The following is a 23,444-nucleotide window of genomic DNA, read 5'->3' on the forward strand; positions in this document are numbered from 1 at the left end:
CTGCACGTTCACCGCGTCCGGCACGAACTCGCCCTGGAGCGCCAGCTTGACGCTCTTCGCCACGGCCAGACCGGCCTTGTCCTGCGCCTCGGCGGCGCCGGCCAGCGCGGCTGGCTGACCGCCCTCGACGACGGCCTGGTGCCCGTCGCCGAGGCGATCGAGGCGTTCGTGCTCGGCGGCGGGAAGCGGCTGCGCCCGGCCTTCGGCTACTGGGGCTACCGGGGCGCCGGTGGGGTCGACTCCGACCAGGTGGTCGCCGCCCTGGCCGCGCTGGAGTTCGTGCAGGCCAGCGCCTTGATCCACGACGACCTGATGGACCGCTCGGACACCCGTCGGGGCGAGCCGGCGGTGCACCGGCGGTTCGCCGCCCGGCACCGCGCGGCCGGCTGGAGCGGCGACCCGGACGGGTTCGGCGACGCGGCGGCGATCCTGCTGGGCGACCTCTGCCTGGTCTGGTCCGACGAGCTGCTGCACTCCGCCGGCCTGGACCCGCGCACGGTGGCCCGGGCCCGCCCGGTCTTCGACGAGATGCGCACCGAGGTGACCGTCGGGCAGTACCTGGACGTGCTGACCCAGGCCACCGGGGACACCTCGCTCGAACGGGCCGGCAAGGTGGCCCGCTACAAGTCGGCGAAATACACCGTCGAGCGGCCGCTGCTGCTCGGCGCCGCGCTGGCCGACGCCCCGGCGGAGGTGCAGGCGGCCTACTCGGCGTACGGGCTGCCGCTGGGCGAGGCGTTCCAGCTCCGCGACGACGTGCTGGGGGTGTTCGGCGATCCGGAGCGCACCGGCAAGCCGGCCGGCGACGACCTGCGCGAGGGCAAGCGGACCTACCTGGTGGCGGCGGCCCTCGACGCGCTCGACGACGCCGGCCGCGAGGCGCTGCTCGCCGGCGTCGGCGACCCGGACCTGGACGCCGCCGGGGTGGCCCGGCTGCGCGAGCTGATCACCGCCGCCGGCGCCCTGGACCGCACCGAACGCCGGATCGCCACCCTCACCGAGGGCGCCCTCACGGCGCTCACCACCGTCGACCTCGACACCGAGGCCCGCCAGTCCCTGGTCGACCTGGCCATCGCCGCCACCCGCCGCACCGACTGACCCCCTCCGGGCCCTTCCCCGGCGATCATGAGGTTGACGGCGAGTCGATCTCCGGAGGTGCCGCCAACCTCATGATCGACGGGGTTCGGGGTGGGCGGTCAGAAGCCCAGGGCCTGGGCGCGGCGCTTGACCTCGCGGGCCTGGTCGCCGGCGAGGGCGGCGGCCGGGGTGGTGCCGGGGAGGGTGGGGTCGGGCTGGTAGAGCCAGCGCAGCGCCTCCTCGTCGTCGTACCCGGCGTCGGTGAGCAGGTTGAGCACGCCGGGCAGGTGCTTGAGCACGGTGCGGTTGGCCACCAGGTCGGCCGGGATCCGACGGACGCCGTCGCGGCGCACCGCGAGCAGCTCCCGGTCGCGGATCATCTGGTGCACCTTGCTGATCGAGAGGTCGAGGCGCTCGGCCACGTCCGGCAGGGTCAGCCAGCCGGCCGGGTCGGTCGGGCCGGGCAGGTCGGCACCGGTGGCGGCGGCCTCGGCGGGTACGGAATCGGTCACCCGACCACCCTGCCACGTGCCCGCCGGGGCCGGTCGGCGGCACCCCGTACCGCGCCGGGAGTATGCGCCGGTCCACCGCGGTCCCACCCCGGCTGTAGCATCCTGTTCAACCTTCACCCTCCCGACACATAGACTGCCTGCCGATGGACACACAGGTCGCCGACACGTTGCTGGGCTCGCTGATCGACGGGCGCTACCGCATTCGCGGTCGCGTGGCCCGTGGCGGCATGGCGACCGTGTACACCGCCACCGACGAGCGCCTGGAGCGCACCGTGGCGGTCAAGATCATTCACCCGACCCAGGCCCCGGAGGCCCGAGCCCGGATGGCCGGCTTCGTCGAGCGCTTCACCGACGAGGCGAAGACCATCGCCCGGCTCACCCACCCCAACGTGGTGGCGGTCTACGACCAGGGCAGCCACGCCGGCCTCCCCTACCTGGTGATGGAGTACGTGCGGGGCCGCACCCTGCGCGACGTGCTCGCCGAGCGGCGCCGGCTCCACCCGGACGAGGCGCTGGCCATCGCCGAGCAGATGCTCGCCGCGATCGCCGCCGCCCACCGGGCCGGTCTGGTGCACCGCGACGTCAAGCCGGAGAACGTGCTGGTCGCCGAGGCGCCCACCGGCGGCACCACCAGCCTGGTGGACAGCGTGGTCAAGGTGGCCGACTTCGGGCTGGCCCGCGCGGTCGAGGCCAGCGCCGAGGAGGAGAACGGCAACCAGCTCATGGCCACCGTGGCGTACGTGGCGCCGGAGCTGGTCACCCAGGGCCACGCGGATCCGCGCACCGACGTCTACTCCGCCGGCATCGTGTTGTTCGAGATGCTCACCGGCCGGGTGCCCTACGACGGCGACCGTCCGGTCGAGGTCGCCTGGCAGCACGTCGACCGCGACGTGCCGGCCCCGTCGACCCTGGTGCCGGCGCTGCCCCCGGTCCTGGACGCGCTGGTCGCCCGGGCCACCCGGCGCGACCCGGCCGCCCGCCCGGCCGACGCCGGCGCGCTGCTGACCGAGGTGCAGACCGCCCGGGACGAGCTGGGCAACTCGCACACCGCGGTGCTGCGGCAGGTGGGCGACGAGACGGCCGTGATCGCGCAGCCGACCATGGTGGTGGCGGCGGTCCGCCCGGCCGAACGTCCCGCCTGGGCCCGGCTGCCCGAGGGCGGCGGCCAGCGCCCGCACCGCCGCCGCGCCGTCGAGGACGAGGGCCTGGGCCCTCGGCTGGCCGGGCTGCGCACCCGGGTGATGGGCTCGCCGCGCGGCCGGCTGGCGGTCGCCGCGGCGGCCGTGGTGCTCGGCCTGGTGGCCGCGGTGGGCGGCTGGTGGTTCGGGGTGGGCCGCTACACGGTCGCCCCGCAGCTGGTGGCCCTGACCAAGGCCGACGCGGAGGCGCAGGCCACCCGGGGCGGCTTCACCCTGCGCTACGCCGACCCCCGCCACGACGAGAAGGTCCCCAAGGACACGGTGCTGGGTCAGAGCCCGGCCTCCGCCGCCCGGATCGTCAAGGGCGGCACGATCACCCTGACCCTGTCGCTCGGTCCGGAGCGGTTGCCGGTGCCGGACGTGGTGGGCAAGGACTTCGAGCTGGCCAAGGCCGAGCTGACCGACGCCAAGCTGGTGCCGGTCAAGGGCAGCTCCCGCTACGACGACGCGCTGCCGGCCGGGGTGGTGCTGGCCACCGACCCGAAGGTGGGCACGGTGGTCAAACCGGGCGCGAAGGTGACGGTGATCCTGAGCAAGGGCCGTGCCCCGGTGAGCGTGCCGAACCTGGTGGGCAAGAACCTCGGCGAGGCCCGCAACATCCTCGCCCAGCTCGGGCTGACGCCGGTCGAGACGTACAAGGACTCCGACAAGCCGAAGGACGAGATCCTCGGCCAGAGCCCGGCCGACGGCACCGGCGTGGAGAAGGGCGCCCAGGTCAAGCTGGACGTCAGCAAGGGCCCGGCCCAGGTGCCGGTCCCCCGCGTCGTCGACCTGCCCTGCCAGCAGGCCAAGCAGGTGCTGGAGAGCCAGGGCTTCCCGGTCGCCATCCAGCTCAACCCGAACGGGGTGGCCCGGTTCCAGAACCCGGGCGAGAACACCCCGGTGCCGCCGGGCACCCCGGTCACGGTGACCTGCCTGTGAGCGAGCGCACCATGGGGCTCGGCAGCGCGCGGCGGCGGGTCGGCTCGCACACCCCCACCTCCGGCGGCCTGGCCAAGGCGGCGCTGCCCTACGCCGACGCGGCCGCCTCCGAGGCGGTGCAGGTCTACGTCTCCAACTCGCGGGGCTGGGCGCTGCCGGCGGGCGACCCGAAGCAGGACGTGCTGTTCCGGGACGGCTGCGGCGAGCGCGGCCTGCCGGTCTTCATCCACGCCTCGCTGCTGGTCAACCTCGGCTCACCCACGCCGGCCACGGTCGAGCGGTCGGCGGAGACCCTGGCGCACGCGCTTCGCCGGGGCCGGGCCATCGGCGCGGAGGCCGTGGTGTTCCACGCCGGCAGCTCCGTCGACGCCGACCACGCGGAGGCGGCCATGCGGCAGGTCCGCGGGGCCCTGCTCCCGCTGCTCGACGAGAGCGCGGCCGGCGGCGGGCCGATGCTGCTGGTCGAGCCGAGCGCCGGGGGCGGCCGGTCGCTGGCCTCCCGGGTCGAGCACCTGGGCCCCTACCTGGACGCGGTGGACCGGCACCCGATGATGGGCGTCTGCTTCGACACGTGCCACGCCTGGGCGGCCGGGCACGACCTGGCCGCCGAGGGCGGGATGACCGCCACGCTGGACGCGCTGGTCGCCGCGGTGGGCGCGGACCGGCTGAAGCTGGTGCACGCGAACGACTCGAAGGACCTGTGCGGCTCCACCCGCGACCGGCACGAGAACATCGGCAAGGGCACCATCGGCGAGCCGGCGTTCGCCGAGCTGATGCGCCACCCCGCCACCGCCGGCGTCCCGGTCCTGGTGGAGACCCCCACCGAGAAGCACGTCGGCCACGCCGCCGACATCGCAGCCCTGAAGCGCCTCCACCCCTGAGGCCCACACCCACGCCCTGGCGCCGGGGTTGATCAAGAAGTTTGCGTCGGGATCCGCGTCACGGGCGACGCAAGCCTCTTGATCAACGAGGCGGAGGGGCGGCGGGTCAGGCGCGGAGGAGGCGGGTGAGGATCTCGGCGGCCTGGTCGATCTGGCCGTCGGAGGCGTCCATGTGGGTGACCAGGCGGGCGGTGCGCGGGCCGAGCACCGAGATCAGCAGCCCCTCCGCCCGGGCCGCGGCGGCCAGGGCGGGCGCGTCGAGCGGGTGCTTGGTCAGATCCAGCGGGACGATGTTGGTCCGCACCACGGTCGCGAGCACCCCGTACGGGGCGACCGCCTCGGCCAGCCGGGCGGCCTTGGCGTGGTCCTCGGCGAGCCGCTCGACGTGGTGGGCCAGCGCGTACCGGCCGGCGGCGGCCAGGATGCCGACCTGCCGCATGCCGCCGCCCATCCGCTTGCGGACGAACCGCGCCCGGGCGATCTTCTCGGCGCTGCCGACCACCAGCGAGCCGACCGGGGCGCCGAGGCCCTTGGAGAGGCAGACCGAGAGGGTGTCGAACAGCGCACCGTACTCGGCCAGCGGCACCCCGTCGGCGACGTGCGCGTGCCAGATCCGGGCGCCGTCGCAGTGCAGGGCGAGCCGGTGCTCGTCGGCGACCCGGCGCAGCTGACGCAGCGTCGCCAGGGGGATCACTCCGCCGCCGCCCCGGTTGTGGGTCTGCTCGACGGCGATGGCCCGGGTCGGCACCGCGAAGTAGCCGTCCGGCCGGACCATCCCGGCCACCACCTCGGGGTCGATCTCCGCGCCCACCGCCGGCCAGGTCCGCGAGGAGATCCCGCCGTACGCGGCCGCGGCGCCGATCTCGTACGTGACCACGTGCGCGTCGGCGTCGCAGAGCAGCTCGTCCCCGGGCGGGACGACGAGCTGGAGGGCGATCTGGTTGGCCATCGAGCCGGTCGGGGCGAACAGCGCCGCCTCGTGCCCGAAGAGCGCGGCGACCTCGGCCTCCAGCACGGTGACCGTCGGGTCCTCCGCGTAGACGTCGTCGCCCACCTCGGCGGTGGCCATCGCCTCCCGCATCCCGGCGGTGGGCCGGGTCACGGTGTCGGACCGCAGGTCGATCAGTTCGTCAGCCACTGTCATCCTTTCGGCTGCCGACTGCGGGGCTCGCAAGCTCACTCCTCGCGTCAGCCACGCAGCATCTCCGCAACCAGGAAAGCCAGCTCCAGCGACTGCTGGGTGTTCAGTCGCGGGTCGCAGGCGGTTTCGTACCGGTCGGGCAGGTCGAGGTCCTCGATGCCCTGGGCGCCGCCGAGGCACTCGGTGACGTCCTCGCCGGTCAGCTCGACGTGCAGGCCGCCCGGGTGGGTCTCCAGGCCGCGGTGCACCTCGAAGTAGCCGAGCACCTCGTCGACGATCCGGTCGAAGTGCCGGGTCTTGTAGCCGTTCGAGGACTCGTGGGTGTTGCCGTGCATCGGGTCGCACTGCCAGACGACCTTGGCGCCGGCGGCCGTGACCTTGGCGACGATCGGGGGCAGGGCGTCCCGGACCCGGTGGTTGCCCATCCGGCTGATCAGGGTGAGCCGGCCGGGGACGTTGTCCGGGTTCAGCTTCTCGCAGAGCTCGATGGCCTCGTCCGGGGTGGTGGTCGGGCCGAGCTTCACCCCGATCGGGTTGGCGATCCGGGAGATGAAGTCGATGTGCGCCCCGTCGAGCTGCCGGGTCCGCTCACCGATCCAGAGGAAGTGCCCGGACAGCCCGTACGCCCGGCGGCCGGAGATCCGGGTGAGCGCCCGGTCGTACTCCAGCGCCAGGGCCTCGTGCGAGCAGTAGAGGGTGACGGTGCGCAGCGCCTCGTCGTCGGTCATCCCGCAGGCGCGGATAAAGGCCAGCGCCCGGTCGATCTCCCGCGCGATCGCCTCGTAGCGCTCGCCGGCCGGGGACTGCTTGACGAAGCCCTTGTTCCAGTCGTGCACCGCGTGCAGGTCGGCTAGCCCGCCGGCCAGGTACGCCCGGAGCATGTTCATGGCGGCGGCCGAGTTGGCGTACGCCCGGATCATGCGCTGCGGGTCGGCGACCCGCGCCTCCGGCGTGGCCTCCAGCGAGTTGATCATGTCGCCGCGGTAGGCCGGCAGCCCGCGCGCGTCGGTCGGCAGCGACCGGGGCTTGGTGTACTGGCCGGCGACCCGGGCCACCTTGACCACCGGCAGCGACGCGCCGTAGGTCAGCACGATCGCCATCTGGAGCAGGGTGCGGGCGTTGGCCAGCAGGTGGCTCTCGGTGTTGTCGGCGAAGGTCTCCGCGCAGTCGCCGCCCTGGAGCAGGAACGCCTTGCCCTCGCAGACCAGGGCCAGCCGCTGCCGGAGCTGGTCGACCTCGTAGGGGGCGACCACGGACGGCACCGTGTCCAGCACCTTGCAGACCTCGGCGACCTGCTCCTGGTCCGGCCAGGGCGGGGTCTGCGCGCGCGGGAACTCCCGCCAGCGGTCCAGGCCGAGGGCCGCGTCCTCGGCGGAGTCGGCGGTCGGACGACTGGTCTGGAGGCCCGGGCTGCCCACGGCGGGGTGACTCAGCTGATGCCACTCATGGCGCATGGGGGAAAGCGTACGGCGACCACCGGGGTGGCCCGCCGCCGAGGGGGACGGTTCCGGTGGTTGGGAGATCAGCGACACACTCCGGAACCGCCGCAGGTCGGGGCGGGTGTCGGGTCAGGGGGTGGCCGCCGGCTCCGGGGTGTTGCCGCCCGGCGCCTCGCCGGCGATGCACCAGTCGGCGCCGGTGCGGGTGACCGTGAACAGCAGCGGCCGGGTGGCCTTGCGGGCGCCGACGGCGACGGTGACCGCGGTGCTGACCTCCTCGCCGTGCGGGCCGGACCGGACGTCGGTGATGGTCGCCTGCGGGACGGTGAAGTGGTCGGCGAAGTCGCCGTTCGGGCCGGTGGCGGCGGCGTCGAAAGCGGTCTGCATGGGCGCGCAGAGCTGGCTGCGCCCGGCGTCGACGTCCTTGGCCGCCATCGCGTCCAGGTACGCCTGGACCCGCTCCCGGCTCTTGGTCGCCGCCTCCTCGGCAGGCGCCCGCTGCGACTGGGTGGCCGGGGTGCCGGAGGCGTCGTCCCCGCCGCCGAGGCCGCAGCCGGCCAGCGTGACCGGCAGGAGCGCGAGCAGGGCCGCGCCGGCCACCGCCCTCGGGTGCGTCAGGCCCATCGGTCCCCTTCCATCGCCTCGGACATCGGGACATGCCGAGCGGCGAGTCTGTCACATCGACACCGTCGGATGCCGGCCCGCGGGGTCGCCCGGTGGCGGCTGCCACCGGTCCTCGACGACCCCGCTATCCTCGCCCGGATCGCCCCGCCCGGCCAGAGCGGCACGCGGACCGGCGTCCGGCCCGCGGCGGAATGGACGCCGGGCCGGCCGGGAACGACAATGGCGTACCCCCAAGGAGGTGGCGGTCATCCTCGCCGTGGCATCGGTCGACACCCGCTGGCTGCCCCCAGCCGAGCGGTTCGACTTCTGGCAGGACGTGGTGGCCCGCGAGTCGGCGGCCGCCCGGATCAGCACCGCGCACGCGGGCGACTTCGCCGCCTCGGCCCGGGCGGTCGACCTGGGCGTGGTCCGGCTCGGCGCCTGGCGGTACCCGTCACTGGAGCTGGCCCGTACCCCCGGGATGATCCACAGCTCGGACCCCGAGCTGTACCAGCTCGTCCTGCCGCTGAACGGCCACGGCGTGGTGTCGCAGCAGCGGCGGTCGGGCCGGCTCGGCCCGTCCGGTTTCGCCTTCATCGACACCGTCCGACCGCACGGCTCCCGGCAGGTGCCGGACCGGGCCGCCGACCGGCTGGAGACGCTGACCGTGCTGGTGCCGCACCGGTCGTTGCCGCTGCCACCGCGCCGGGTGGCGGCGTTGCTCGCCGCGAAGATCCCCGCCGACACCGGGATGGGCGCCCTGTTGGCCGCCTTCCTGCGCCGGCTGGTGGCCCACCCCGAGCAGTACGACGCCTCGGACGCGCCGCGGCTCGACCGGATCGCCCTGGACCTGATCGCCGGCACCCTGGCCCGACATCTGGAGGCGGAACGGGAACTCCCGGTGGAGGTGCGGGTCACCGGCCTGCGGGCCCGGGTGGAGGCGTGGATCCGGGAGCACCTGGCTGACCCCGGGCTCACCCCGACCGTCGTGGCGGAGGCGCACCACCTCTCGGTGCGTTCACTGCACCGGCTCTTCGACGACGCCGGCACGAGCGTGGGGGCCCTGATCCGCACGGCCCGGCTGGACGGTTGCTTCCGGGATTTGGCCGACCCGGGGCTGCGGCACCTCGCCGTCCACCAGGTCGCCGCCCGCTGGGGCTTCCGGGATCGGGCGCACTTCAGCCGGGCGTTCCGTGCCGCGTACGGGCTCTCACCCCGGGAGCACCGGGCCCGCAGCATCCGTACCTGAACGAAAACCGTGCGGGGAGGGGCCGGTGCGGCCCCTCCCCGCCGGGTGGGTGGTGCGTCGGCCGTCGGCTCAGCCGAGACCGCCCTTGATGGCGCCGATCAGCTCACCGTTGCTGGTGTCTCCGGAGAGCTCCCAGAAGAACGCGCCACCGAGGCCCTGGTTCTTCGCGTAGGTCATCTTGCCGCCGATGGTCGCCGGGGTGTCGTAGCTCCACCAGTTGCTGCCGCACTTGGCGTAGGCGGTGCCGCCGACCGTGCCGGTCGCCGGGCAGCTGTTCTTGAGCACCTTGTAGTCCTCGATGCCCTGCTCGTAGGTGCCGGGCGCCGGGCCGGTGGCGGTGCCGCCGGGGGCGGTCTGGGTCACGCCGGTCCAGCCCCGGCCGTAGAAGCCGACGCCGAGCAGCAGCTTGTCCGAGGGCACGCCCTTGGACTTGAGCTTCTGGATCGCCGCGTCGGACCAGAAGCCCTGCTGCGGGATGCCGGTGTACGAGTAGAGCGGCGAGTGCGGCGCGGTCGGCCCCTGGGCGTTGAAGGCGCCGAAGTAGTCGTACGTCATCGGCATGAGCCAGTTGAGGTACGGCGCGGCCCCGGCGTAGTCGGTAGCGTCGATCTTGCCGCCGTTGCTGCCGTCGGCGGTGATCGCCGAGGTGACCAGGAAGTTGGCGCCGAACTTGCTCCGCAGCGCGCTGACCACGTTCTTGAACGCGTTCGGGCCGCTGCTGTCGCACTGGAGGCCGCAGGCGTTCGGATACTCCCAGTCGACGTCGATGCCGTCGAAGACGTCCGCCCAGCGCGGGTCCTTGACCAGCGCGTAGCAGGAGTCGGCGAACGCGGCCGGGTTCTGCGCGGCCTGGGTGAAGCCGGCCGACCAGGTCCAGCCGCCGAAGGACCAGAGCACCTTCAGGTTCGGGTACATCTTCTTCAGCTTGCGCAGCTGGTTGAAGCTGCCGCGCAGCGGCTGGTCCCAGGTGTCGGCCACGCCGTCGACGCTGTCCGCCGCGGTGTAGGCCTTGTCGTAGTCGGCGTAGCTGTCGCCGATGCTGCACCGGCCGCCGGTGGTGTTGCCGAAGGCGTACAGGATGTGGGTGAGCTTGGCGGCCGACCCGCTGGTGTGGATGTTCTTCACGTGGTAGTTGCGGCCGTAGACGCCCCACTCCGCGAAGTAGCCGACCACCTTCTTGCCCCCGCTCGGTGGGGTCGTGGTGGGCGGCGGCGTGGTGGGCGGGGTGGTCGTCGGCGGGGTCGTGGTGGGCGGGGTGGTCGTGGGCGGCGGCGTCGTGGTCGGCGGGGTCGTCGTCGGAGGAGTGCCGCCGCCGGAGCAGGACGCGCCGTTGACCGTGCAGTTCAGCGGCGCCTTGTACGCCCCGGTGCCGTTGTAGCCCCAGCTGAAGCTGGCGCCCGCGGCGAGCGGGCCGGCCCAGCTCTTCTTGACCGCCACGTAGTGGTTGCCGCTGCTGGTGACGTCGGCGTCCCAGAAGCTGCTGATGGTGGTGCCCGCGGGCAGGTCGAACTCGATGCGCCAGGAGTCCACGCTGGCGCTGGTGCCGTTGGTGACGGTCACCTTCCCCTCGTGACCGGTCCCCCAGTCCTGCACCTTCGTGAACGTGGCGGTGACGCTGCCCGCGGCGGAGGCGGTCGCCATCGGCACCGCCGCGACCGCGAGCGCGACCACGGCGCCGGTGGCCCAGAGGGCCCGGCGGAGCGATCTCTTCATACGGCGTCTCCCCAAACAGTTAGGAAACTTTCCAGATTGGATGCTGAGACGCTACTCATGCGTCATCACTTCGTCAAGATGTAGATGCATCGATTCCTCGGGTCCGGCGCCGGCCGGCCCCGGCGGCCCCGTAGCCTCGTCCCATGACCGTTTTCGACGTGCAGATCGACGCCCTCGCCGGCGGCCCCGCCGACCTCGGGCGCTACCGCGGCCGCGCCCTGCTGGTGGTCAACGTCGCCTCCCGGTGCGGCCTCACCCCGCAGTACGCCGGCCTCCAGGCCCTCGCCGACGAGTACGCGGACCGCGGCCTGACCGTGCTCGGCGTGCCGTGCAACCAGTTCGCCGGCCAGGAGCCCGGCACCGCCGGGGAGATCGAGGAGTTCTGCCAGGTGAACTACGGCGTGACCTTCCCGCTGACCGAGAAGGTCGACGTCAACGGGGCGCACCGGCACCCGCTCTACGCCGAGTTGGTGTCCACCCCGGACGCCGAGGGGCACACCGGCGACGTGCGGTGGAACTTCGAGAAGTTCCTCGTCGCGCCGGACGGCACGGTGGCCGCCCGGTTCGCCCCCACGGTGACCCCGGACTCCCCCGAGCTGCGCGCCGCCGTCGAGAAGGTGCTGCCGGTCGGCTGACGCTTTGTAGGGAACCTTCCTTGACCAGCCATCGAGCTGTAGCTAAGTTTCAATGACCTCGGACGAGGAGGTCTTGATGGAGCGCAGAAGGTTCCTGGCCGGCGCGGGTGCGGTCACCGCGGGCGCGGTCGCCGCGGCGGCCCCCGGCACGGCGGGGCAGGCGGTGCCCGGCATCCGTCGGGTGGCGACCGGCCTGGACGTGCTGGTCGATTCCGGATTCGCCGCACTGGCCGACCAGCGGGTGGGGGTGGTGTCCAACCCCACCGGTGTGGACTCGGCCTACCGGCACCTGGTCGACCTCATGCACGGGTCGGGCCGCGTGCAGGTCGTCGCGGCGTTCGGCCCCGAACACGGATTCCGCGGGTCCGCCCAGGCCGGCGGCAGCGAGGGCACCGGGACGGACGCCCGCACCGGCATCACGGTCTACGACGCGTACGGCGCCAGCCAGGCGAAGTGGGAGAGCCTGTTCACGTCTGCCGACGTGGACACGGTCGTCTTCGACATCCAGGACGTGGGTGCCCGCTTCTACACCTACATCTGGACGATGTACACGTCGATGGTCGCGGCGGCCCGGGTCGGCAGGCGGTACGTGGTCCTCGACCGGCCCAACCCGGTCGGCGGGCGGGCGTACGGGCCGATGATGACGCCCGCCTTCACCTCCGGCGTGGGTCTGAAGGAGATCGTCCAGCAGCACGGCATGACCGTCGGCGAGCTGGCCCGGTTCTTCAACGCGGAGTTCCTGCCCGCCGACGCCGGACGCTCGGTGGACCTGGAGGTGGTGCGGTGCCGCAACTGGAAGCGTGACCTGCTCGCCGCCGACACCGACCTGCCCTGGGTGATGCCCAGCCCGAACATGCCCACGCCGGACACCGCGTTGGTCTACCCCGGCACCTGCCTGTTCGAGGGCGTCGCCTCGCTCACCGAGGGGCGGGGCACCTGCCGGCCGTTCGAGCTGATCGGTGGACTCGCCGGCGATTTCGACTACCACTGGGGGGACCGGCTCAACGCCCGGAACCTGCCGGGAGTCGAGTTCCGCGAGGCGTACTTCACGCCGACGTCGGCGGGCCAGAAGCCGGCCCTGCTGAACAAGCTCTGCGCCGGCGTCGAGGTCAAGGTCGTCGACCGGGCCGTCTACGACCCGATCCGCACCGCGGTGGCGATGCTGGTGGAGGCGCGCAGGTATCCGGCGTTCGCGTGGCGGGTCGACTCGTGGGACACCGCCCGGCCCTACTGGGTGGACAAGCTGACCGGCTCGCCCCGCCTGCGCACCATGATCGACGCCGGAGCCGAGGTCGCCGACGTGGTCGGCGCCTGGGCCGGCGAGCTGGCGGCCTTCGAGCAGCGGCGGCGTCCGTACCTGCTCTACTGACCCGCCGGCGAGGGGGCCCGGGGTGTCCGCACCCCGGGCCCCACGCCGGTCAGCCCGCGACGGAGCGGAAGACCGGGTAGTAGCCGCCGGACTGCCCCGCGGCCGTCGGGTGGTAGGAAACCGTGAGGTTCAGGTAGTTCAACGCGTGCAGCCACTTCTCGCCGTAGCTGCAGAGCTGGTGGCCGACGAAGATCGACCGGACGTCGGCGAACGTGAAGCCGGCCGAGGTGGCGGCCGTCCGGGTGATGTCGTCGACCAGGTTGATCCCCTCGTTGATCTTCGCCCGCGAGGTGGCGCTCAGCCCGACGCAGACCGTGCCGAGCTGGTAGAAGACCGGGTAGCCGACCACCACGACCCGGGCCGAGGGGGCCCGGCTCCGGATGCCGTTGTAGACGTTGGCCAGCTTGCCGGGCAGCTGGGTGCGGGCCTTGTCCTCGGCGGCCTGCACGGCGGCCACGCACTGGGACTCGCCCTGGAGCACGCAGGTGGTCATGATGCTGGCGAAGCCGACGTCGTTGCCGCCGATCGTGACGCTGACCAGCGTGGTGGTCGAGGAGAGCGCGGCGAGCTGGTTGTTGATGACGTCCGTGGTGGTCGCGCCGGAGCAGGCGACCGAACGGTACGAGGCCGGCCTGATGTTGGTGTTGTAGAGCGCCGGGTAGGCGTTGGTGCTGCGCAGGCAGGACCCGCTCTCGGAGGTGTAGCTGCCGGCGCCGACGCCGGAGGCGTACGAGTCGCCGAGAGCGACGTAGCGGTCGGTCGGGGCCGCCTGGGCGGGGGCGGCGCCCAGCGTCAGCGTGACGCCGAGCGAGGCGGCCAGGGTCAGGGCGAGGGTGGCAAGACGGGATCTCCGCACGTCGCACTCCTGGGGGTGGGAAGTGGTGGTGAGAGATAGATATCAATATATTGGAGACCGACGGAAGATCAACATTTCGCGCGGGTTGCCGATAGAACCTTATGGATACAAACCATTGTCGATGCGGCGCACGGGACCGAAGGTTTCCTTCGCCGCGAAAACCTAGCGTCCTGGTCGGGAATTCCGGCGGCCGTCCCCGGGTTGGCACCGGACATGACAACTGTGGGACTGATCGGCAGCGGCAACATCGGCGGCACGGTGGCCCGGCTGGCGGTGGCCGCCGGTCACGACGTGGTACTCAGCAACTCGCGCGGACCGGAGACGCTCAAGGAGCTGGTGGACGAGCTGGGCCCCCGGGCCCGGGCCGCCACCCCGGCCGAGGCGGCGGCGGCCGGCGACCTCGTGGTCGTCACCATCCCGCTGCGGGCCTACCGCGACGTGCCGGCCGGACCGCTCGCCGGCAAGGTCGTCATCGACACCAACAACTACTACCCGGACCGGGACGGGCGCTTCCCCGAGCTGGACGACGAGTCGACCACCACGAGCGAGCTGCTCCAGCGGCACCTGCCGGGGTCGCGGGTGGTCAAGGGGCTCAACAACATCTACTTCGAGCACCTGCGCGCCCTGGCCCGGCGGTCCGGCGCGGCGGACCGCACCGCTCTGCCGATCGCCGGCGACGACCCGACCGCCAAGGCCACCGTCACCGCGTTCCTCGACTCGCTGGGCTACGAGACCGTCGACGTCGGCCCGCTCGCCGAAGGCTGGCGGTTCCAGCGGGACACCACCGCGTATGCCGGTCTCTACGCCGCGGACGGCGACTGGACCCGTCCGGTCCCGGTCGACGCGGAGCGGCTCCGGGGTGCCCTCGCCGCCGCCCGCCGCTACGCCGACAGCTGACCGCCGCCGCCGGAGGGCGGACGTCCCCGTCCGTCCTCCGGCGTGGTCGGACTAGGCTCGCCGGGTGGGGTTGATCACCGGCGACGACATCACGGCGGCCGAGCAGCGGCTCGACGGGCGGGTGGTCCGCACCCCGCTGCTGGACGCGCCGGTCCTCGGCACCGAACTGGGCCTACGGCTGGCCGTCAAGGCCGAGAACCTCCAGCACACCGGGAGCTTCAAGGTGCGCGGCGCCACGAACGCGCTGCTCGCTCTCGCCGAGCGCACCGGCCCACCGGCCGGGCTGGTGGCCTTCTCCGCCGGCAACCACGCGATCGCGGTGGCCCACGTCGCCCGCGCCTCCGGGCTGCCCGCCGTGGTCTGCATGCCGCCGCACGCCGTGCCCGCCAAACTGGCCGCGGTGCGCCGGCTCGGCGCCGAGGCGGTGCTCACCCACGACCTGCTGGCCACCGCCGAGGCGGTCGCGGCGGAGCGCCGCTTCCACCTGCTCGCGCCCTTCGACGACCCGGACGTGATCGCCGGTCAGGCCACCGTCGGGCGGGAGATCCTGGCCGACGGCCCGCGCCCGGACCTGGTGCTCGTGCCGGTGGGCGGCGGCGGGCTCATCAGCGGGATCGCCGCGGCCGTCCGGGCGGGATCGCCGACGACCCGGATCGTCGGGGTGGAGCCGGACGGCGCCAACGCCATGTCGTACGCGCTGCGGACCGGGACCCACGACCTGCCGGTCCGCCCGGCCTCGGTCGCCGACGGCCTGGCCGCCCCGTTCGCCGGGCGGCACACCCTGGCGCACGTCCGGGCGCTGGTCGACGCGGTGGTGGAGGTGCCGGAGGCGGCCGTCCTGCCCGCCTGGGCCGACCTCGTGGAGGCCACGAAGCTGCTGCTCGAACCGGCCGCCGCGGTCACCCTGGCGGCGTTGCGGGCGGGATTGGTCGAGGTGACGCCCGGCGAGCGGGTCGTCCTGGTGCTCAGCGGCGGCAACGTGGCGCCGGCCCACCTGGCCACCCTCGGCTGACGGCTCAGACCGGGCGGCGGCCGGCGAAGCCGCACTCCACCCGGTGGTACCAGCGGACGTCCGCGTCCCCCTCCAGCCAGCACCAGAGGACTGCCCGGCCGTCCCGCTCGCCGGGAAAGTCGAGCAGCACCGGGGCGATCCCCTTGACCTCGATGCCGTGCTGGTGGAACTCCTCCACCACGGCGTGCAGCCGGGCCTCCAGGGCCTTCACCTCGGCCAGCCCGCCGAGCGCGCTGACCCCGTGGTCGGCCAGGTCGATCCGGAGTTCGGCGAGGTCGGCGCGGAGCCGGATCAGCTCCTCGACGCGCGGCCGCAGGGTGGCCACCAGGTGTCGCGCCTGGGCGAGAGTGAACACCGCGCCAGTATGGGGCACCCGCCGGGTCGGCGGTGGGATCAGTCGGCCTGGGCGGCCAGCTCGCGGGCCCGGTCCCGGGCCGCTTCGAGGGCCGCCAGCATGGCCGCCCGGACGCCGTGGTTCTCCAGCTCGCGGATGGCGTTGATGGTGGTGCCGGCCGGCGAGGTGACCGCCTCGCGCAGCTTCACCGGGTGCTCGCCGGAGTCGCGCAGCATCACCGCCGAGCCGATGGCGGTCTGCACGATCAGGTCGTGCGCCACCTGGCGGGGCAGGCCGAGCAGGATGCCGGCGTCGATCATGGCCTCGACCAGCAGGTAGAAGTAGGCCGGGCCGGAGCCGGAGAGGGCGGTCACCGCGTCCTGCTGGGACTCGGGCACCCGGAGGGTGGCGCCGAGCGGCTTGAACATCTCCTCGGCCAGGGCCAGGTGCGTGCCGGTGGCGTGCGCGCCCGGCGAGATCGCGCTCATCGCCTCGTCGACGAGCGCCGGGGTGTTGGTCATCACCCGGACCACCGGGGTGCCCTCGGGCAGCCGGCGGTTGAAGAAGGCGGTAGGCAGGCCGGCGCAGAGCGAGATGACCAGCTTGTCGGCGGGCACCTTGGCGCCGATCTCGTCCAGCAGCGCGGCCGCGTCCTGCGGCTTCACCGAGACGGCGAGCACCTCGGCCTCGTCCACCGCGGTGAGGTTGTCCACCACCCGGACGCCGTACCGGGCGGTCAGTTCCTCGGCGCGGGCGGGTCGCCGGGCGGTGGCGAGCAGCCGCTCGACCGGCCAGCCGGAGCGGAGCAGCCCGGAGAGCATCAGCTCGCCGATCTTGCCCGCGCCGATCACCGCGACCGTGTGCACCTCGGGTGCCATGAGCCGTACCCCTCTTCCGTGGCGGTGCGGCGCGGCGGGCCCGTCGGGGACCGCCGCGCCGCCCGCCGTCGGTCAGCTGCCGAAGAAGACCTCGGCCTCGGCGTACCGCTCCAGCGGCACGGTCTTCAGCTCCCGGGTGGCCTCGGCCAGCGGGACGCGGACGATGTCCGTGCTCTGCATGGCGACCATCTTGCCCCAGTCGCCCTCGTTCGCCGCGTCGATCGCGTGCAGGCCGAGCCGGGTGGCGAGCACCCGGTCGAACGCGGTCGGGGTGCCGCCGCGCTGGATGTGGCCGAGCACCACGGTGCGGGCCTCCTTGCCGGTCTTCGCCTCCAGCTGCTCGGCGAGCCACTGGCCGATGCCGCCGAGGCGGACGTGGCCGAACGCGTCGAGCTCCTGGTTGTGCAGCACCATCTGGCCGTCCAGCGGCTGGGCGCCCTCGGCCACCACGACGATCGGGGCGTACTGGTGCTGGAAGCGCTTCTCGACGTAGCCGGCGACCTGCTCGACGTCGAACTGCCGCTCCGGCAGCAGGATCACGTTGGCGCCGCCGGCGAGACCGGCGTGCAGGGCGATCCAGCCGGCGTGCCGGCCCATCACCTCGACGACCAGGGTGCGGTGATGGCTCTCCGCGGTGGTGTGCAGCCGGTCGATCGCCTCCATGGCGATGTTGACCGCGGTGTCGAAGCCGAAGGTGTAGTCGGTGGCGCCGAGGTCGTTGTCGATGGTCTTCGGCACGCCGATGACGTGGACGCCCAGCTCGTGCAGCTTGGTGGCGACCCCCAGGGTGTCCTCGCCGCCGATCGCGATGAGCGCGTCCACGCCCTGCGCGGCGAGGTTGTCCTTGATCCGCTCCACGCCGCCGTCGATCTTGAACGGGTTGGTCCGGGACGAGCCGAGGATCGTGCCGCCGCGCGGCAGGATGCCGCGGACCTCCGCGATGCCCAGCGGCTTGGACAGGCCCTCCAGCGGGCCCTTCCAGCCGTCCCGGAAGCCCACGAACTCGTGACCGTAGGTGGCGACGCCCTTGCGGACCACCGCCCGAATCACCGCATTGAGACCAGGGCAGTCGCCGCCGCCGGTGAGCACGCCGATACGCATGATCTGCTCATCCTCCTGGAGCATCAGGTGAAGCCCGGAATAAGCCCCAGGATATGTGTCAGATCAGACCATCGGCGCCGTTGCCGGCCCGGGGCGGGCCGTCAGTGCGCACTGTAGTCGGCGCGGGTGCCCGCCGACACCGCGCCCCGGCCCGTTCCGGCCCCCGGAACGGCTACCGGTCAGTAGCTGACCTCGCGCTTCTCCCCCGCCTTCGGCGGCTGCCCGGCGACCGCCGCCCGGGCGGCGCCGAGCAGGTTCACCACCGTGCCGCCCGGCGCTTCCCAGTAGTCGGCCGAGCCGGCGTGCACCTTGATCAGCGTGAGGCCCGGGGTGTCCAGCCCGTCGGGGAGCCAGGTGGTCAGCAGTGGGTGCCACAGCCGCTCGGCCCGGGCCCGGTCCCACGCCTCCGTGGCGGTGCCGGCCAACGACACCCAGGCGCGCCGGCGCTGGTCGGAGAAGCCGACGTTGACCTGCGGGTTGACTCGGATCTGGCGGATCTTCGCGGAGTCCGCGCAGGCGAAGAACCAGAGGTCGCCGTCGAACTCCGCCTCCTGGAGCCCCATCGGGCGGCTGACCAGCCGCCCGTCGACGGCGGTGGTGGTCAGCAGGCAGATGCGCGCCGCCCGGATCAGCTCGGTGACCCGGCGGCGACCAGCCGCGGCGTCGGTCGGCTGCTTGCTCATTCGGCCCTCCCTCGGATCGGCTCGATGCCGAACCGTGCCCGGGACAGAACCGGTCAAACCTGTCGACAGCTCACCGAGCGGTCATGGCCCGCCAGCGGGCCAGGTTGTGCCGGGCGTCGACCAGCGCGTCGTGCCGGCCCGCCTCGGCCTCCGGCAGCCGCGGCCGGCCCCGGTCGTCCCAGAGCTGGCGCAGCTCCTTGGTGAACCGCGGGATCTCCCGGGGCAACGCCGGCATCGCCCCCCAGAGCTGGGCCAGCACCACGTGGTCGTACGCCGCGTACCAGGCCCAGAGCTCCAGTTGCTCGCCGGGCCGGTCCCGGACCGGCGCCATGAGGAACTCGTAGAGGTCGTCGCGGATCCGCTCCCGCGAGCGCCAGGCGCGGTCGGCCGGCGAGGGGAGCTTGTCGAGTACGTTGCGGCGCACCCAGGGCACCGCCCGGGAGTCGTCGAACTCGGTGGAGACCGCGTAGAACTCGCGGCCGTGCTCGTCGACGACGCCGATCGACACCAGGTCGACGGTCCGGCCGTCCTCGATGAACTCGCAGTCGTAGAAGTAGCGGTAGGCCATCGCCCACCATCCTCGCCCACCGCCGTCGGCGGCCCGTCGCCGGGGCGTCCGCCGAGGTCGGCGGCGCGCCGCCACCCGCCGGCGACGGTCACGGAAGTGTCTCCAGGGGTGTACAGCACGCGACCGGACCGTCATGATCTGATGTGTACCGCTACCGGACGCCGAACCGGTTGAGATGCCTCGTACCGGGGTTGACAGGTTCACCCGGTGTGCGAGTTGTGGTCCTTGACCGGGGAGGGGTTGGGCCGTGGAGGTTCGCCTGCCGGAGCCGGGTGACGCGCTCACGGGCGTGGAGATGTTCGCCGGGCTGGAGCCGGAGGTGCGGCAGCGGGTGATCGCCGCGGCCGTGCCGCGCACGTACCGCAAGGGTCAGCTGCTCTTCGTCGAGAACGACCCCGGCGAGTCCCTGATCGTGCTGCGCCGCGGCGCGGTGGCGGTGTTCCGCACCGCCCCGACCGGCGAGCGCGCCGTGCTGTCGGTCATCCGGCCGCCGGACGTGCTGGGCGAGGTCTCCCTGCTGGACGCCTCGACCCGGTCGGCGTCGGCCGAGGCGATCGAGGACTGCGCCGCGCTGGCGCTGTCCCGACCGGCCTTCATGGAGCTGGTGCACTCCAACCCGCGGATCCTCGACGCGGTGATGCGTTCCCTCGGCCAGCTCATCCGCCGGCTCACCGAGCAGAACGCCGACCACGTCTTCCTCGACCTGCCCGGCCGGGTGGCCAAGACGCTGGTCCGGCTGGCCGGCGAGAGCCAGGCCCCGATGATCACCATCGAGCTCAACCAGAGCCAGCTCGCCGAGATGGCCGGCGGCTCGCGGCAGAGCGTCAACCAGGCCATCGGCTCCTTCGCCAGCCGGGGCTGGCTGCGCACCGAGGGGCGCCGCATCGTGGTCACCGACGTGGCCGCGCTGCGCCGCCGCGCCGGCATGAACGACCGCTGACGGACACGACGAAGGGCCGGGGCATGCCGCCCCGGCCCTTTGTCGTCGTGTCCGTCCGGCTCAGACGCCGGCGCTTCCCGGACCCGCCCACGCGGTGGTGCTGCCCGGGCCGGCCCACTCGGTGGTGTCCTTGCCGCCGCCGGAGCCCTCGCTGACGATGCCCTCGGCCTGGAGCGTGGCGAGGGTGGCCGCGTCCACGTCGACGGACTCCCCCGCCACGTGGGCGACGCCGTCGCCGTCGGTCCAGTCGCTCTCCAGCTTCACGTACACCATGGTTGGTCCCCCTCGATCGCGGTCGTCGTCGTCCGGCGGCATGAATGTAGTCGCCCGACGGCCCCACCGGCCGCCCGGTGGAGTGTCCACAAGCCAACAGCCCGGTACCTGACACTGCCGCCGGACGGGATACTCACCGTGACGCCGCGGGGGACGGCGCCCGGCCGGGACCGGCCGGAAGATCCAGTGGAGGCCTGACATCTCCGCGCAGTGTGACCGTTGTGGACGTACCGCGACCGACGGCGACCGGTTCTGCGGTGGCTGCGGCGCCGAGCTGGGCGCCGTCTGCCCGCACTGCCTGCGTCCGCTCGCCGCCGACGTGGCGTTCTGCACCTCGTGCGGCTCGCGCCGGGTCGGGGCCAGGCAGCCGGTGCCGACGCCGCAGGAGGACCGCCGCCGGGTCAGCGTGCTCTTCGTCGACCTGATCGACTTCACCCCGTACGTCGAGCGGGCCGACCCGGAGCAGGTCCGCGGCATGCAGACCGGCTTCTTCTCCGCCGCGAAGCGGGTGGTCGGGCAGTACGGCGGGGTGGTGGAGAAGTACATCGGCGACGCCGTGATGGCGCTCTTCGGCGCACCGGTGGCCACCGAGACCGACGCGCTGCGCTGCGTACGGGCCGGGCTGGAGCTGCAACGGGTGCTCACCCGGTTCGCCCCGAGCGGCCAGGACGAGCTGCGCTTCCGGGTCGGGGTGGCCACCGGCGAGGCGCTCGTGGACGTGGCCGCGGCCCGCGACGGCGGGCAGGCCATCGTGGCCGGCGACGTGGTCAACACGGCGTCCCGGATGCAGTCGGTGTCCCCGCCCGGCGGGGTGCTGGTCTGCGGCACGACGCACGCGCTCACCAAGGACGCCATCCGCTACGAGGAGCAGCCCGCGGTCACCCTGCGCGGCCGCTCCACCCCCACCGAGGTCTGGCTCGCCCTGGCGCCGGTACGCCGGCAGCCCACCGACCGCGAGCCGGACACCACCCCGCTGATCGACCGCGAGCACGAGCTGGGGCTGCTGGTCAACGCCCTGCACCGCTCCCTGCGGGACCGGCTGCCCCAGGTGGTGACCGTCTTCGGCCGGGCCGGGCTAGGCAAGAGCCGGCTGATCCGGGAGCTGCACCGGCACGCCGGCCGGCTGGTCGACGAGCCGCTGACCTGGCGCACCGGGCGGTGCCCGCCGTTCGGCGAGAACGTCACCTTCGCCGCGCTGGCCGACGTCGTGAAGACCGAGGCCGGCATCCTCGACACCGACCCGGCGTCCACCGCCGCCCAGCGCCTCACCGCCGCGGTCGCCGAGCTGGTCGGCCCGGCCGAACGGGACCGCCTGGTCGACGCGCTGCGCCCGCTGGTCGGGCTCCCCGGCACCGCCCTGCCCGCCGAGGAGGCCGAGTCGGCCTGGCGGCGCTTCGTGCTGGCGTTGGCGGCCCGGCGCCCCACCGTGCTGGTCTTCGAGGACCTGCACTGGGCCGACGACGCCATGCTGCGCTTCGTCGAGCTGCTCGGCACCGCGGCCCGGGACGTGCCGCTGCTGCTGCTCTGCACCGCCCGCCCGGAGCTGGTCGACCGGGACCCGAGCTGGGCGGGGACGATCACCGGCTCGGTCACCATCACCCTGCCCCCGCTGCGGGACACCGGCATCGCCTCGCTCTACGCGCACATGTTCGGCCAGGCCGCGTTCCCCGCCGAGATGCTCACCCCGCTGGTCGAGGTGGCCGGCGGCAACCCGCTCTACGCCCACGAGTACGTCCGGATGCTCATCGAGCAGGGCGCGCTGCGCCAGTCCGGGCGCGGCTGGTCGCTGGAGAAGCACCTCGACCTGCCCATGCCGGAGAGCGTGCACGCGGTCATCGCCAACCGGGTCGACCTGCTCGACGCCAAGGACCGGGCGGTGCTGCTGGCCGCCTCGGTGGTGGGCGTGCAGTTCTGGCCGGGCGCGGTGGCCGCCGCGCTGGGCCAGCCGGTCGAGCCGGTGGAACGTTCGCTGCGCCGGCTGGAGCAGCGCGACTTCGTGCACGAGCAGGCGGCGTCCACGATGGCCGGGCAGCCGGAGTTCCGGTTCCGGCACGTGCTGGTCCGGGACGTCTGCTACCAGCGGTTGCCGCGCACCGAGCGGGTGGCCCGGCACGAGCGGACCGCGGACTGGCTGGACGCGCTCTCGCACACCCGGGACACCGACCTGGCCGAGGTGCTCGCCCACCACCGGTGGGCGGCTCACGAGATCGCCCGCACCCTGGGCATGGACACCCACCGCTACGCCGGCCCGGCGCGGGCCGCGCTGCACCGGGCGGCCCGCCGGGCGTACGCCCTGCACGGGCTGGACGCGGCGGCGGCGCACGCCGGCCGGGCGCTCGGCCTGGCCGACGACAGCGACCCGGTGGGCCGGCTCCAGCTGGAGCTGCTCAGCACCGAGATCTCGTTCTACCGGGACGGCAACGCGTTCCTCTCCGGGGGCGGCCCGGAGCAGCTGCACGCGCTCGCCGACCGGCTGCTCGCGCACGACGACGAGGCCTGCGCCGCCCGGGCCTGGACGCTGCTCGGCCAGGCGGCCTGGCTGCGCGCCGACCGGAGCGCGGCGGTGGCCTGCCTGGACCGGGCGGTGGGGCTGTTCGAGCCGCTGCCGGACAGCCCGCAGAAGGCCGACGCCTACGCCGAGCTGGGCCGGCTGCACATGCTCAACTACGAGCGGGACGCGGCGGTCGCCGCCGCCGAGACCGCGGCGGAGATCGGCGAGCGGCTGGGGCTGTCGGAGACCCGCACCAACGCCCGGATCACCGCCGCCACCGCCCGCTACCAGGCGGGCGACCGGTCCGGCCTGGACGACCTGCACGCGATCGTGGAATACAGCCGGGCGCAGCAGCTGCTCGCCCTGCACCGGGCGGTGCAGAACCTGGCGTACGCGGTCCGTGAGGAGGGCGACTGGCTGCGTTCGGACGCGCTGCTGACCACCGCCCCGGCCCGGACGGCGAGCGGGCAGACGCTGACCACCAGCTACTCCGGCGAGGCCATGCGGGCCTACTTCGACGGGGACTTCGGCCGGCTGATCACCGCCGCGGACGCGTTCGTGGACACCCCGACCGGCGGCTGGGACATGCAGGTGCGGGGGCTGCGCTCCTGCCTGCTGGTGCTGCGCGGGCAGCCGGTGCCGCCGGCGCCCCGGCCGGCCCCCGCCCCGCGC

Annotated in this window: 22 protein-coding genes; 10 read left to right on the plus strand and 12 right to left on the minus strand. The window is 73.6% G+C overall.

Features of this window, described 5'->3' with window-relative positions; translation table 11 throughout:
• Window positions 1-81 precede the first annotated feature (81 nt).
• Window positions 82-1,098, plus strand: a complete 1,017-nt coding sequence (locus ABZV78_RS26015) for a polyprenyl synthetase family protein (RefSeq protein WP_355642631.1) — start codon at window positions 82-84, stop codon at window positions 1,096-1,098.
• A gap of 98 nt (window positions 1,099-1,196) precedes the next feature.
• Here the strand turns inward: ABZV78_RS26015 and ABZV78_RS26020 are convergent, their stop codons facing one another.
• Window positions 1,197-1,544: an Rv2175c family DNA-binding protein gene (locus tag ABZV78_RS26020; RefSeq protein ID WP_355642632.1), complete on the minus strand. Its 348-nt coding sequence runs from the start codon at window positions 1,542-1,544 to the stop codon at window positions 1,197-1,199.
• Between the two features lie 188 nt (window positions 1,545-1,732).
• Here ABZV78_RS26020 and pknB point away from each other — a divergent pair, with 188 nt between their 5' ends.
• Window positions 1,733-3,709 (plus strand): Stk1 family PASTA domain-containing Ser/Thr kinase, encoded by a 1,977-nt coding sequence (gene pknB, locus ABZV78_RS26025; RefSeq protein WP_355642602.1) that lies wholly within the window; start codon window positions 1,733-1,735, stop codon window positions 3,707-3,709.
• Between the two features lie 11 nt (window positions 3,710-3,720).
• Window positions 3,721-4,590 carry a deoxyribonuclease IV gene (locus ABZV78_RS26030; RefSeq protein WP_355642634.1) on the plus strand — a complete coding sequence of 290 codons (870 nt, stop codon included), beginning with the start codon at window positions 3,721-3,723 and terminating at the stop codon, window positions 4,588-4,590.
• Between the two features lie 106 nt (window positions 4,591-4,696).
• Here the strand turns inward: ABZV78_RS26030 and ABZV78_RS26035 are convergent, their stop codons facing one another.
• The 3 genes from ABZV78_RS26035 to ABZV78_RS26045 form a co-directional block, all read right to left on the minus strand.
• A complete protein-coding gene (locus ABZV78_RS26035; protein WP_355642604.1) occupies window positions 4,697-5,734 on the minus strand; it encodes a GntG family PLP-dependent aldolase in 1,038 nt (345 codons plus the stop codon).
• A 44-nt stretch (window positions 5,735-5,778) separates the two neighbouring features.
• Window positions 5,779-7,185 carry a class II 3-deoxy-7-phosphoheptulonate synthase gene (locus tag ABZV78_RS26040; RefSeq protein ID WP_355642606.1) on the minus strand — a complete coding sequence of 469 codons (1,407 nt, stop codon included), beginning with the start codon at window positions 7,183-7,185 and terminating at the stop codon, window positions 5,779-5,781.
• 114 nt (window positions 7,186-7,299) lie between these two features.
• Window positions 7,300-7,794: a hypothetical protein gene (locus ABZV78_RS26045; protein WP_355642608.1), complete on the minus strand. Its 495-nt coding sequence runs from the start codon at window positions 7,792-7,794 to the stop codon at window positions 7,300-7,302.
• Between the two features lie 238 nt (window positions 7,795-8,032).
• On the opposite strand from ABZV78_RS26045, the gene ABZV78_RS26050 reads away from it, so the two are divergent.
• A complete protein-coding gene (locus ABZV78_RS26050) occupies window positions 8,033-9,022 on the plus strand; it encodes a helix-turn-helix domain-containing protein (RefSeq protein WP_355642610.1) in 990 nt (329 codons plus the stop codon).
• 69 nt (window positions 9,023-9,091) lie between these two features.
• Here the strand turns inward: ABZV78_RS26050 and ABZV78_RS26055 are convergent, their stop codons facing one another.
• On the minus strand, window positions 9,092-10,735 hold the full coding sequence (locus ABZV78_RS26055) for a glycosyl hydrolase family 18 protein (protein ID WP_355642612.1): 1,644 nt from the start codon (window positions 10,733-10,735) through the stop codon (window positions 9,092-9,094).
• 143 nt (window positions 10,736-10,878) lie between these two features.
• Between ABZV78_RS26055 and ABZV78_RS26060 the strand changes: the two genes are divergently transcribed.
• Both ABZV78_RS26060 and ABZV78_RS26065 read left to right on the plus strand, forming a co-directional pair.
• Window positions 10,879-11,370, plus strand: a complete 492-nt coding sequence (locus ABZV78_RS26060; RefSeq protein ID WP_355642614.1) for a glutathione peroxidase — start codon at window positions 10,879-10,881, stop codon at window positions 11,368-11,370.
• Between the two features lie 76 nt (window positions 11,371-11,446).
• Window positions 11,447-12,739, plus strand: coding sequence for a DUF1343 domain-containing protein (locus ABZV78_RS26065; RefSeq protein ID WP_355642615.1), 1,293 nt, complete (start codon window positions 11,447-11,449; stop codon window positions 12,737-12,739).
• Between the two features lie 49 nt (window positions 12,740-12,788).
• Here the strand turns inward: ABZV78_RS26065 and ABZV78_RS26070 are convergent, their stop codons facing one another.
• A complete protein-coding gene (locus tag ABZV78_RS26070; RefSeq protein WP_355642617.1) occupies window positions 12,789-13,595 on the minus strand; it encodes an SGNH/GDSL hydrolase family protein in 807 nt (268 codons plus the stop codon).
• Window positions 13,596-13,775: 180 nt separating this feature from the next.
• On the opposite strand from ABZV78_RS26070, the gene ABZV78_RS26075 reads away from it, so the two are divergent.
• Together ABZV78_RS26075 and ABZV78_RS26080 are read left to right on the plus strand one after the other, a co-directional pair.
• Window positions 13,776-14,492, plus strand: coding sequence for an NAD(P)-binding domain-containing protein (locus tag ABZV78_RS26075; RefSeq protein ID WP_355642636.1), 717 nt, complete (start codon window positions 13,776-13,778; stop codon window positions 14,490-14,492).
• A 64-nt stretch (window positions 14,493-14,556) separates the two neighbouring features.
• On the plus strand, window positions 14,557-15,504 hold the full coding sequence (locus ABZV78_RS26080; protein ID WP_355642619.1) for a threonine/serine dehydratase: 948 nt from the start codon (window positions 14,557-14,559) through the stop codon (window positions 15,502-15,504).
• 4 nt (window positions 15,505-15,508) lie between these two features.
• On the opposite strand, the gene ABZV78_RS26085 is transcribed toward ABZV78_RS26080, so the two are convergent.
• The 5 genes from ABZV78_RS26085 to ABZV78_RS26105 all read right to left on the minus strand — a co-directional run bounded on the left by ABZV78_RS26085 (window position 15,509) and on the right by ABZV78_RS26105 (window position 19,068).
• Window positions 15,509-15,859, minus strand: a complete 351-nt coding sequence (locus tag ABZV78_RS26085) for a DUF2203 domain-containing protein (protein ID WP_355642620.1) — start codon at window positions 15,857-15,859, stop codon at window positions 15,509-15,511.
• Between the two features lie 38 nt (window positions 15,860-15,897).
• On the minus strand, window positions 15,898-16,716 hold the full coding sequence (gene proC, locus ABZV78_RS26090; RefSeq protein WP_355642622.1) for a pyrroline-5-carboxylate reductase: 819 nt from the start codon (window positions 16,714-16,716) through the stop codon (window positions 15,898-15,900).
• Between the two features lie 72 nt (window positions 16,717-16,788).
• The gene (locus tag ABZV78_RS26095) at window positions 16,789-17,817 is read right to left on the minus strand and encodes a 6-phosphofructokinase (RefSeq protein ID WP_091320179.1); all 1,029 of its coding nucleotides are present in this window, start codon (window positions 17,815-17,817) and stop codon (window positions 16,789-16,791) included.
• Window positions 17,818-17,996: 179 nt separating this feature from the next.
• Window positions 17,997-18,500 carry a pyridoxamine 5'-phosphate oxidase family protein gene (locus ABZV78_RS26100; RefSeq protein WP_355642624.1) on the minus strand — a complete coding sequence of 168 codons (504 nt, stop codon included), beginning with the start codon at window positions 18,498-18,500 and terminating at the stop codon, window positions 17,997-17,999.
• 70 nt (window positions 18,501-18,570) lie between these two features.
• A complete protein-coding gene (locus tag ABZV78_RS26105; RefSeq protein ID WP_355642626.1) occupies window positions 18,571-19,068 on the minus strand; it encodes a polyadenylate-specific 3'-exoribonuclease AS in 498 nt (165 codons plus the stop codon).
• A gap of 247 nt (window positions 19,069-19,315) precedes the next feature.
• Between ABZV78_RS26105 and ABZV78_RS26110 the strand changes: the two genes are divergently transcribed.
• Entirely contained in the window at window positions 19,316-20,008 is a 693-nt protein-coding gene (locus tag ABZV78_RS26110) for a Crp/Fnr family transcriptional regulator (protein ID WP_355642628.1), read from the plus strand.
• Window positions 20,009-20,068: 60 nt separating this feature from the next.
• Here the strand turns inward: ABZV78_RS26110 and ABZV78_RS26115 are convergent, their stop codons facing one another.
• The gene (locus ABZV78_RS26115) at window positions 20,069-20,281 is read right to left on the minus strand and encodes a hypothetical protein (protein WP_355642630.1); all 213 of its coding nucleotides are present in this window, start codon (window positions 20,279-20,281) and stop codon (window positions 20,069-20,071) included.
• A 199-nt stretch (window positions 20,282-20,480) separates the two neighbouring features.
• On the opposite strand from ABZV78_RS26115, the gene ABZV78_RS26120 reads away from it, so the two are divergent.
• On the plus strand, window positions 20,481-23,444 hold a 2,964-nt coding region (locus tag ABZV78_RS26120; protein ID WP_355642637.1), incomplete at its 3' end, for an adenylate/guanylate cyclase domain-containing protein.

Source organism: Micromonospora sp. NPDC004540 (assembly GCF_040610095.1).
GTDB lineage: Bacteria > Actinomycetota > Actinomycetes > Mycobacteriales > Micromonosporaceae > Micromonospora.